The organism is Humidesulfovibrio sp., from assembly GCF_035560995.1.
In the GTDB taxonomy this organism is placed as follows: Bacteria; Desulfobacterota; Desulfovibrionia; order Desulfovibrionales; family Desulfovibrionaceae; genus Humidesulfovibrio.
Genome location: NZ_DATMYK010000133.1, coordinates 1 through 6940, shown reverse-complemented (window position 1 = coordinate 6940; position 6940 = coordinate 1). Strand labels below are relative to the sequence as shown.

The window sequence follows — 6940 nt, the reverse complement described above, 5'->3', positions numbered from 1 at the left end:
GAGCGATGACGGTCCACTCCACCTCTTTGGGATCCCACAGGCTCTTGAAGAGCGCCGCCAGCTCCGGGTCGGGGCTCAAAAGGATGCCGCGCTGCTGGCGCGAGAACAGGCTCTGGTCCATGACGCCGCCTTGGCTAGTTTCCCTTGCCCGGGGCGGGCTCTTCGGTGCTGAAGTTCACGCCGGAGACCTCGCTCAAGTTCTCGGCGAAGCCGTCCATGATGCTGTCCATGTCCGCCACCTTGAGGCCGAGGGTCTTGAGGGCCTTGTCGGAAAGGGGCACGGCCTGATCGTCGCCGCCGCTGCCGTACTCGAACACGCGCACCACGAAATCGCCCACATGGGCCGCCGCCGCGTGCAGGGGGTAGAACTGGGCGCGGTCCGGGTTGTGGTGCGAGCTCATGGCCTCCTTGATGGTGGCGGGCAGGTGCCAGTGCTGGGCCAGCCAGGCGTTGATGCGGTCGTGCCCGAAGCCCAGCACGGCCTTCTCAGCCTCGAACCAGCGCAGGTCCTGGCTGCGCACGGCCTCTCCCACGGCCTTGTGCAGCTCGGGCAGCTGTACGGCGGCCACCACCTTGCCCAGGTCGTGCAGCAGGCCGCAAACGCTGAATTCCTCCGGGTCCTTCAGCTTGGCCTGGCGCGCCACAAGGCCGGTGGCCAGGGCGCAGCCCACGCTGTGCTCCCACAGGCCTTCCATGTTCTTGCTCATGATATCGAACACGGAGGTGGAGATGATGACGCCCCGGATGACGTTGAAACCGAGCAGCACCAGCGAGTGCTGGATGGAACTGATGCGGCCGGGAAAGCCGTACACCGGCGAGTTGACCATCTTGAGCACCTTGGCCGAGAGCACCTGGTCGCGGCTGATGACCTTGGCGATGGCCTCGATGGAGGTGTTCGGGTTCTGGACGAGCTTGGACACCTCGTCCAGCACCTTGGGCAGGGTGGGCAGGTCGCGGATGGACAGGATCTGTCCCTTTGCACTGGTCTTGAGATCTTCTTCCACGCCCTACCCCTTGTCCGCGCTGCCGGAAACCCCGGCGGAAGCCGCGTCAGCCGCGGCCTTGATGGTGAAATATTCCCGCAGGTAGCGCTTGATCTGCATCTGGAAGGGCTGGTCCTCCAGGCGGCGAAACAGATGGTCCAGCCGGGTCACGCGCTCTGAGGGGTTCTGGCTTGCGGCCACTGCGTCGCCCACCACGAAGACCCTGTCGATGCCCATGCCGTCCAGGCGCTCGATGAGGGATTCCGAAAGCTCCACGCCTGCGGCGATGATGGGCATGCCATTGGCTTTTGTGATCGGTTTGGCCAGCTTCATGCCGGGCTTGGCCAGGGTGAGGGGGATTTTCTGCATGGCCGTTCCTTGCTGTGGGAGGGGGTGATCAACTACGCAAGGCTATAGTACATGCCCGGCCACTGGCGGACAAGCCCCTGCATTTCGAGCACCAGCAGCCGACGGCTTATGGCGGCGCTGTCCGCGCCCAGGTTCTGGATGAGCGTGTCGATGTGCAGCTTGCCGTCGGCGCTCAAGGCTCCCAGCAGCTCGCGCTCGCCATCGGTGAGGTTCTGCGGCAGCTCGCGCGCGGGTTGCGGGGTCTGAGCCAGCGCCTGTGCCTGGGCCGCAAGCGGCCGCGCTGGGGCGCTTCGGCTCGCGGGCTGCGCCGCCACGGGCTCGACGAACGGGGCCGTGGGCAGGGCCGAGGGCACGGCGGCCAGCTCGGCCGCGAACTGGTAGCGCAGGGTGCGGATGATGTCCTCCGCGCCCTCCACCAGCGCCGCACCCTGCTTGATGAGCTTATGACACCCAGCAAATGTGGGCTGCCCCAGGGGGCCAGGCAGGGCGAAAACTTCACGCCCCTGCTCCGTGGCCAGGCGGGCGGTGATGAGGCTGCCGCTTCGTGCCGCGGCCTCGGCCACCAGCACCCCAAGGGACAGGCCGCTGATGATGCGGTTGCGGAAGGGAAAATTGCGCGCCTCCGGCCGCGTGCCAGGGCCGAATTCAGTCACCACCAGCCCCTTGGCCTCCATGGCGCGGCGCAGGTCTTCGTTCTCCGGCGGATAGTGGACATCCAGCCCGGCCCCGAGCACGGCGATGGACCCGCCGACGCCAAGCAAGGCGGACTGATGCGCCTGCCGGTCTATGCCCGCCGCCAATCCGGAAACCACGGTGACGCCGAAGCGCGAGAGGTCATAGCTGATGCGCTCTACGCTCTGCAGGCCGAGGAGCGTGCATTCGCGCGCGCCCACCACGGCCACGGCCGGATTCTTGAGCAGGGAGATGTCGCCGCTGAAATACAGCACAATCGGCGGATCAGGGATTTCGCGCAGGCGCTGAGGGAAGCGTGGATCGAACCAAGTGAGCACTCGGACCTTGGCCGCGCGGGCGGCGCGGTACTCGGCCTCGGCCTCCGGCCGCCAGGGTTCCTGCATGAACACATCGGCGCGGTTCCTGGGCAGCACCTTGCGCGCCGCCCAGTTTCGAGCGTCGCTCACGGCGTCGAAGGCGCTTTCGTAGGCGGAGAGGATGCTCTTCCAGGAGCGCGGACCAAGGCCGGGCGTATGCCGCAGGGCCAGACAGGAGAAGAATTCCTTGGCCGCGTCCAGGGTCATGCTGCGTCTCGCGGCGCGGCCTAGCCGCCCAGTTCCATCAGGAGCTTGCGCGCGGCCGGAGCAGGCTCGGACTTGGGGTGGTCCTTCAGCAGTGCCCGCAGGTACAGGGTGGCGTTGTCCTTTTCGCCCATCATCTGGTAGCACATGCCGATCTTGAGCAGGGCCGCGGCGGCCTTGTGGTGCTTGGGGAAGCGCCGCGTCACGTCCTTGAAGACCAGGATGGCCTGGGGATAGTTCTTGTCCAGGTAATGGCTCTCGCCGATCCAGTAGATGGCGTTGGGCACCAGGGCACTCTGCGGATCGGTCTCCAGGAACTGGTTCAAAAGGGCGCGCCCTTCCTCGCCCTTCTCGGCGCGGACCAGGGTCATGCCCTGCTCGTACAGGCTCTTGCTGACGTTGACCGGCGCGGCGGGCTGCATGCTGGGTGCCGGAGCATACTGGCTGGAGGAAGACATGGGCGCCGTAGTCGTCATTGGCACAGGGGCAGAAGCCAAGGGGGCGGCTGCACGCATGGGCGCGCCGCCGGTCTGTTCCTGCATGCGGGCCAGGGATTCCTCAATGCTGCGGATGCGGTCCATGAGCTTGCGCTGCTGGTCGCGAACACGCTCTTCCTGTTCGCGCTGGGATTCCTTGAAGTTGAGGAAGTTCTCCTCCAGGCTGCGCAGGCGCCATTCCTCGCTCAAGCCCCGCTGGGCGTCCATCTTGCCCGCGCAACCAGTAAGGGCGAGGGCGCACAACGCAATGATGATTCCAGGCTTTCGCATCAGAGACTCCCTGTTCACAGCTTTGTAGAGCAGTGTGAGTTTTTTTGCAAGAATACCCTGCGGGTGTGGCTTGCGCTCCCCTCTTGCCTCTGGTGGCGAAATCCGGCAAGAGATAAGATAAAATTTGCAAAGGCGAGGCCCCCCTTATGTCTCTGGCCGAACTTCTGCCCCTTGCCGGAGCCTTGAGCGCCCCGGCCTTCTTCCTCCTCTTCGCGCTGGCCTCGCTGGGGTCGCCGCTGCTCGCGCTGTTGTGCCTCACCGTAGGCCAGCTGCGCAGCACGCAGTACATCGAGGCTTACGCGCGCAGGCTGCTGCGCATGGCGCTGACCGCCGCGCTCCCGGCGCTTCTGGCTGTTGCCGTGTCAGCTGGCGTGGCCGCATACAAGGTCCGCTGGCTGGCGGATTGGGTGCTGGCCTCGCCGCTGGGACCGAGCCTCTTTGCTGTAGCCGGCCTAGCCTTCTTCGCCTCGCTGCTCACCTTGCGCCTGTCACGTCCGTCCTCCCGACATGCCCGCCAGAACAATCCGCTGGGCCAGGCCTTCATCCTGTCTGCCCTCGCGCTGGCCGTCATCTGGCTGGCACTGGCACTGGCCGCCAGCCTGCTTGAACAGGCCCAATCGGTGCTGCGGGCCCTGAACGAGGGGCCCATCTCCGTGGCGCGGCTCATCCCTCCGGACGCTTCCGCCCTGCCGCCGCTTTTCTGGACCGCGCTGGCGGCACTGGCCCCATTGTGCACCGCCTGCTCCGGCGCACTCAGCATGGAATACCTTATCGCCCTGCGCGACCGCGAGCCCTTTGGCCGCGAGGCCCTGGCCCAGATGCTCCGCATAGCCGCGCGCGGAGCCTTGCGTTCCGGATTGCTGGCCGTGGCCTTCCTGCCGGTGTTGTGGACACACTTGCATGAGCTGCCCGCCCTGCCCGGAGGACTCCAGGCCGCGCGCTTCATGCTCGGTCTGGCCGGGGCCAGTGCGCTCTTGCTGTGCCTGTGCGCCGGGGTCGTCTCGCACAGCAACCGCCCCTGGACCCACTCCCTGGCCGTGCACCTCGGCCTCGCCGCCATCTGGCTGGGGCTTACGGCCCTGCTCTGCGTGGCGCTGTTGCACTTCTACGGCGTCTAGCCCCCCCCTGCCGCACCCCAAAAAAAAGGCGGCCCGAAGACCGCCTCGCACATTCACCTGTTGTGCAAGCTAGTCCCCGTGCACACCCTGCTTGGTGGTCGCCGTGGCCAAACGATAGACCTCGTGCGGATCCAGGATCAAAACAACGCTGCCATCACCCATGATGGTGGCTCCGGAGATGCCGCGGATCTCGAAGGTGTTGAGGTATTGGCCCAGCGGCTTGATGACGATTTCCTGGCGCTCCAGCAGGCGGTCCACAACGATGCCCAGCCTGCGGTCGTTGTCGTGGATTATGACCACGGGCAGGATCTCGCGTTTATCCGGGTTGGGCGGCAGGTCAAGCAGCTCCGAGAGTTCGATGATGCCGAGAACCTCGCCGCGCAGTGTGAGGGCTTTGCGGTGGTTCACTTCGCTCAAGCGCTCCACCTCGATCTTGGTGGTCTCGCTCACGGCGTCCAGGGGAATGGCGTAGACGTCCTTGCCCACCTGAACCATGAGGGCGTCGATGATGGCCAGCGTCAGGGGCAGGGTCAGGGTGAAGCGCGTGCCGCGCCCGACCTCGGAATTGATCTGGATGTTGCCTTTGAGGTTCTTGATGTTGGTCTTGACCACGTCCATGCCCACGCCGCGGCCGGACACATCGGTGATCTTCTCGGCGGATGAGAAGCCGGGCGCAAAGATCAGGTCGATGGCCTGACGGTCGTCCAGCAGCTTGGCTTCCTCGGCCGTCACGAGTCCCTTCTTCACGCCCACCTGGCGCATCTTTTCCGGATCGATGCCGCGACCGTCATCCTCGACCTCGATGGCGACGGAATTGCCCTTGTGGTAGGCGCGCAGCCACACGTGGCCCTTGGGGTTCTTGCCCGCGGCGACGCGTTCGTCCTCCGGCTCCAGGCCGTGGTCCAGCGAATTGCGGATAAGGTGCACCAGCGGATCGCCGATCTCCTCACCCACGCTCTTGTCGAGTTCCGTCTCTTCGCCCTCGGTGATGAGTTCCACCTGCTTGCCGCTCTTGCGCGAAAGGTCGCGCACCAGGCGCGGGAAGCGCGAGAACACCGTGTGCACCGGCACCATGCGCACCTTCATGATGGTGTCCTGCAGATCGTCGGAGATGCGGGCCATGGCGTAGGTGGTCTCGGTCAGCTGCTGGGCGACGTCGGGCACGTCTTCCTGGCCTTCGGCCAGGGCGCGCGCGATCATGGAATAGCGGTTGCGGTTGATGATCAGCTCGCCGATGAGGTTCATCAGGTGGTCGAGCTTTTCATGGTCAACGCGGATGGTGGTGGCGCCCTTCTGCGGCGGAGCCTGCCCGGCCTCGAAAGCGGCCTGAGCCGCCGTGGGCGGCGCCGGCGCGATGACCGGAGCCTTGGCTGCGGAAACGGCAGCGGGCTTGGGCGCCGCGGCAGGTGCGGGCTTCGCTTCAGCCTTGGCTTCCGGCGCGGGCTTGGTGTGCGCCTTGGTCTCTGGGGCGGTGGCCGCAGCGGGAGCGGATTGTGGCGCCGGAGCAGTCTCCGCCTTCGCCGCCGGAGCCGGGGCCGGCTCGGGCTTAGTCACCGGAGCGGGCTCGGCCTTTGGGGCAGGCGCTGAGGCGGATGCAGGCTCCTCGCCCTTGATGCGCGCCAAGGCGGCCATGACCATGTCCTTGAGAATGGAAATTTCCTGCGACAGAATGTCGAGCATGAGTTCGAAGCCCATGTCCGACTTGCGCGCCTGGTCCACAAGCCCGGCGGTGCGCTCCGCATAGCCCTTCACGTCCGGCAGCCCCATGTAGCCGCAGGAATTCTGCAGGGTCGTCAGGCCGCGAAACAGGCCGTCGATGATGTCGCGCTGGGTGGGATCCTTGCGCAACATGTCCAGGGCCAGATCCAGGCTTTTGTGCTGGTGCAGCACGGTCTGTTCGAAAATCGCCACGTCTTCCGGATCGTAGCCGGAGGCGGCGGAAGGAGCAGCGGCGGCAGGAACGGCGACCTCGGGGTCGGCCTCCCAAGAAGCGTCCGGGGCCGCGTCCGGGGCGGCAGCCACAGCTTCAGGCGCGGCCGACGCGCTCGGCGCGGCAACGGCAGCGCCCTCAATTTCTGGCGCCAGCAGGGGCAGATACTGCTCCGGCACGGAAAGCTCTCCCGCTTCCGTGGTGGCCTGCAGCACCGCGGCCATAACCGTGATGTCCTTTGGCGAGGCCTTGCCGCTGTCAAGATCGATGCGGCCGAGGAGCTCCTCAATCATGTCCACCACGGCCAGCAGCAGGTCGATGGTGCCCCGGCTGGTATGCATCTCGCCCTTGCGGACGCGGTTCAGCAGAGTTTCGGCCTCGTGAGTCAGCGCATTGAGCTCGCGGTAGCCGATGATGCCGCTGTTGCCCTTAATGTTGTGGAAATAGCGAAAGATGTCGTTGACGAGCTCGCCGCTGCCGTCCGGGTTCTTCTCCAGCTCCAGCAGCCCCTGGTTCAGGT

General features: G+C 66.0%; 6 protein-coding genes. 1 reads left to right on the top strand and 5 read right to left on the bottom strand.

Annotated elements, in window-relative coordinates; translation table 11 throughout:
- Positions 1-134: 134 nt before the first annotated feature.
- The 4 genes from VN419_RS05370 to VN419_RS05355 are packed head-to-tail and all read right to left on the bottom strand — an operon-like array spanning position 135 to position 3372.
- Positions 135-1004, bottom strand: coding sequence for an HDOD domain-containing protein (locus tag VN419_RS05370; RefSeq protein ID WP_325645234.1), 870 nt, complete (start codon positions 1002-1004; stop codon positions 135-137).
- Between the two features lie 3 nt (positions 1005-1007).
- Positions 1008-1352, bottom strand: coding sequence for a hypothetical protein (locus VN419_RS05365; RefSeq protein WP_325645232.1), 345 nt, complete (start codon positions 1350-1352; stop codon positions 1008-1010).
- A 32-nt stretch (positions 1353-1384) separates the two neighbouring features.
- Positions 1385-2608, bottom strand: coding sequence for a DNA-processing protein DprA (dprA, locus tag VN419_RS05360; RefSeq protein WP_325645230.1), 1224 nt, complete (start codon positions 2606-2608; stop codon positions 1385-1387).
- A 20-nt stretch (positions 2609-2628) separates the two neighbouring features.
- Positions 2629-3372, bottom strand: a complete 744-nt coding sequence (locus tag VN419_RS05355; RefSeq protein ID WP_325645228.1) for a tetratricopeptide repeat protein — start codon at positions 3370-3372, stop codon at positions 2629-2631.
- 146 nt (positions 3373-3518) lie between these two features.
- On the opposite strand from VN419_RS05355, the gene VN419_RS05350 reads away from it, so the two are divergent.
- Positions 3519-4490: a hypothetical protein gene (locus tag VN419_RS05350; RefSeq protein WP_325645226.1), complete on the top strand. Its 972-nt coding sequence runs from the start codon at positions 3519-3521 to the stop codon at positions 4488-4490.
- Positions 4491-4559: 69 nt separating this feature from the next.
- On the opposite strand, the gene VN419_RS05345 is transcribed toward VN419_RS05350, so the two are convergent.
- Positions 4560-6940: chemotaxis protein CheA (locus VN419_RS05345; RefSeq protein WP_325645224.1), on the bottom strand; the 2381-nt coding region annotated here is incomplete at its 5' end.

Excerpts from the sequence above, each read along its gene's own strand:
- VN419_RS05365 (WP_325645232.1), bottom strand. The coding sequence starts at position 1,352 with ATGCAGAAAATCCCCCTCACCCTGGCCAAGCCCGGCATGAAGCTGGCC.
- dprA (WP_325645230.1), bottom strand. The coding sequence starts at position 2,608 with ATGACCCTGGACGCGGCCAAGGAATTCTTCTCCTGTCTGGCCCTGCGG.
- VN419_RS05355 (WP_325645228.1), bottom strand. The coding sequence starts at position 3,372 with ATGCGAAAGCCTGGAATCATCATTGCGTTGTGCGCCCTCGCCCTTACT.
- VN419_RS05350 (WP_325645226.1), top strand. The coding sequence starts at position 3,519 with ATGTCTCTGGCCGAACTTCTGCCCCTTGCCGGAGCCTTGAGCGCCCCG.